General features: G+C 58.3%; 4 protein-coding genes. 2 read left to right on the top strand and 2 right to left on the bottom strand.

Annotated elements, in window-relative coordinates:
* Positions 1 to 223: CBS domain-containing protein (locus Q0288_RS18060; RefSeq protein ID WP_366914730.1), on the bottom strand; the 223-nt coding region annotated here is incomplete at its 3' end.
* Between the two features lie 11 nt (positions 224 to 234).
* On the opposite strand from Q0288_RS18060, the gene Q0288_RS06240 reads away from it, so the two are divergent.
* Entirely contained in the window at positions 235 to 780 is a 546-nt protein-coding gene (locus tag Q0288_RS06240; RefSeq protein WP_299428796.1) for a flavodoxin domain-containing protein, read from the top strand.
* 210 nt (positions 781 to 990) lie between these two features.
* Here the strand turns inward: Q0288_RS06240 and Q0288_RS06245 are convergent, their stop codons facing one another.
* Positions 991 to 2,442 carry a helicase HerA-like domain-containing protein gene (locus Q0288_RS06245; RefSeq protein ID WP_299428799.1) on the bottom strand — a complete coding sequence of 484 codons (1,452 nt, stop codon included), beginning with the start codon at positions 2,440 to 2,442 and terminating at the stop codon, positions 991 to 993.
* A gap of 254 nt (positions 2,443 to 2,696) precedes the next feature.
* Between Q0288_RS06245 and Q0288_RS06250 the strand changes: the two genes are divergently transcribed.
* Positions 2,697 to 2,961 (top strand): hypothetical protein (locus tag Q0288_RS06250; RefSeq protein WP_299428802.1); only part of this gene is annotated, 265 nt, incomplete at its 3' end.

Genomic DNA, 2,961 nt, shown 5'->3' on the forward strand with positions numbered 1-2,961 from the left:
GGTCGGTGACAATACCGATGACCCGGCCTTCCTTGACTACCGGCAAGCGACGGAATCCCCCCTTTTTCATGATCTGGGCAGCTTCAGGCACCGTAATATCCGGTGTGACCACGTCGGGGTTTGGGGTCATGCAGTCTTTAACCAGCATTGCTATCACCTCACAAGCAAGGTACTCTCCCAGGCCGGGGGCAGATGTCTCTACAGTCCAGGAAGCCGTGGGCATAGCCTTAAGCTGTGCAGACCTGGCTTGTCCTGATTGCCTATGCCAGCCGTCTGGGCAGTACGCGTGAGATAGCCCAGGCCATAGGCGAGGTTCTGGCCCAAAGAGGTGCCAGGGTTGAGGTGCTACCGGTTGAAGAAGTACAGCACATCGAAGACTATCAGGCCATAATTGTGGGGAGTTCCATACGAGATCAGGCCTGGCTACCCGAAGCCCGGCGTTTTATCCAGATTCACCTGGATAGGTTACAAGCGCTTCCACTGGTGTACTTCATGGTCTGTGGACAGATGAGCAATCCCACTCCCGAGCATTTCCACGAAGTGTATGAATACTCACGCGAGATGAGGGAGCTGGTAGAGCCCATCGAGACCGGCATTTTTTCAGGCTCGCTGGATTACAGCCGACTGAGCCACGAAGAACGGGTCAGTGTGCTGAGCAAGGGGCTCCCTGAGGGCGACTTTCGACGCTGGCAGGACATCCGGGCCTGGGCCGAGGATGTGTATGATCGGTTGCAATTGCAGTTTGCACGATCCAGGGCCGAGGAAAACATCAGACCGTAGATAATGGCCTCGGCTCACGGCGACCCGCAGTTAGACTGCTTATTTTGTGACCTTATTCAAGGTCGCCTCTCAGATGGGGGATGCTTTCCTTACTTTGCCCAGCGAGGACTAACCGGTGCACTTTATAGGACGCAGACACCTGGCTGCGCTTATATAGCTAAATCAGCAACCCCCTGGGGATCGCTAGCGACAAAAATTACCAGAAAATTGCTATCGTTTGCGCCTCCCACCCCCACCCAAAAGCCCCCCCAGCACACCGCGCATGATGCGCTGTCCTTCGCGGCTGGCCAGGAAACCAACCGCACCTCTGGCCAGGTCACCCAACAAGCTACCTTCCGGCGGAGCTCCGGCTCGAGGTCTTTGCATTTCTGGTTCTACAAGCGGTGTTCGGGCTGCTTTAGCCTTCAGCATTTCGTAAGCCGAGTCCCGATCCAGGGCCTTCTCATAATGCCCATAGACCGGGGATTGTTGAATAACCTGCTTGCGCTCTTCGAGACTGAGCGGGGGCAGTTGGGTGCGGGGCGGGTAGATCAGGGCACGTTCCACCACGCTGGGAATGCCTTTTTCGTCCAGGGTCGAGACCAGGGCCTCGCCCACGCCCATTTCCAGAATCACAGTGGCGACATCCAGCTTTGGGTTGGGCCGGAAGGTCTCGGCAGCACTTCGGACTGCCCGCTGGTCTTTTGGGGTGAAGGCCCGCAGAGCGTGTTGTACACGGTTGCCCAGTTGCCCCAGCACCTCCTCGGGAATGTCCAGGGGGTTCTGGCTGACAAAGTAGACCCCCACCCCCTTGCTGCGGATCAGGCGCACCACCTGCTCGATTTTTTCCCGCAGGGCTTTGGGGGCCTCGTCGAAGAGCAGGTGGGCTTCGTCAAAAAAGAAGACCAGTTTGGGCTTTTCGGGGTCGCCCACCTCGGGCAGCCGCTCGAAAAGTTCGGCCAGCATCCAGAGCAAGAAGGTGCTGTAGAGCTTGGGCGACTGCATCAGTTTGTCGGCAGCCAGGATGTTGATGACCCCCTGGCCGCCCTGGGTCTGGAGCAGGTCTTCGAGCTCGAGGGCCGGTTCGCCAAAAAACTGGTCGCCGCCCTGTTCTTCCAGGGCAATCAGGCCGCGCTGGATGGCGCCAATCGAAGCCGCCGAGACATTGCCGTACTCGGTTCTGAACTTATCGGCGGTGTCACCCACGAATTGCAGCATGGCCCGCAGGTCTTTCAAGTCCAGCAACAGCAGCCCGCTGTCGTCGGCAATTTTGAAGACCACGGTGAGTACCCCGGTCTGGGTATCGTTGAGGTCGAGCAAGCGGGACAAGAGCAGTGGCCCCATCTCGGAAACGGTGGCCCGCACCGGATGCCCCTGCAACCCAAACACATCCCAGAACACCACCGGGTGGGCCTGGTATTTGAACTCCACAAGCCCGAGTCTCTGTACCCGTTCGATAATTCGGGGGTTGTCGGCCCCAGCCTTGCACATTCCCGACAGGTCGCCTTTCACATCGGCCATAAAGACCGGCACACCAATACTGGACAGTTGTTCGGCCAGCACCCGCAGGCTCACGGTCTTGCCGGTACCGGTCGCCCCGGCAATCAGGCCGTGGCGGTTGGCCATCCTGGGATACAGGAATACTTCCGATTCACCTTTAGCAATCAGCATGGGATCTGGCATATCAGGCTCCTGAACGCCATCATACTGCCTGACCAAACCTGGTATTCAGTCAATCGGTAGCGTGGGTCAGGCCACCCAAAAAAGGGGGACGCCAGGTATCTCCAGGTTAGGAATTTGCGCTACCCACAGGGGCCTGGCTACAGAGCCGCGCCAAAGCAAACCCCAAAAAACGCATAGGGTATAACCCTAGCGTAACTTCTATTGCGGGCGCACTTAACCCCAAAACAATCCACCCGTGTGACACAATCGTAGATGTGCCCAGAAAGCAGCCGCAAAGCCCCTGGTCGCGCAGCCTGCAAACCGCGATCTGGCGGCGCGAGTGGAGCAAGCTGTACGCCCTGGTAGAGGCCGAGATCCCTGCAAGGGCTGCCGAGCGGCTGGTCAATCACCCGGATTTCACCGACCCCGACTGGGCCCGCTTCGACCTCGAGGTGGTACTGTTGTCCTGGGCGTTCCCCGACTTTGTAGCTTACCTGGAAGCCCTGAACCTGTGGCTGGGAAAAAATGTTTTCCTCGAGC

The organism is uncultured Meiothermus sp., from assembly GCF_937863175.1.
GTDB lineage: Bacteria > Deinococcota > Deinococci > Deinococcales > Thermaceae > Meiothermus.

Bases quoted from the DNA above. Each gene is read 5' to 3' on its own strand.
- Q0288_RS06245 (WP_299428799.1), bottom strand. From the start codon at position 2,442: ATGCCAGATCCCATGCTGATTGCTAAAGGTGAATCGGAAGTATTCCTG.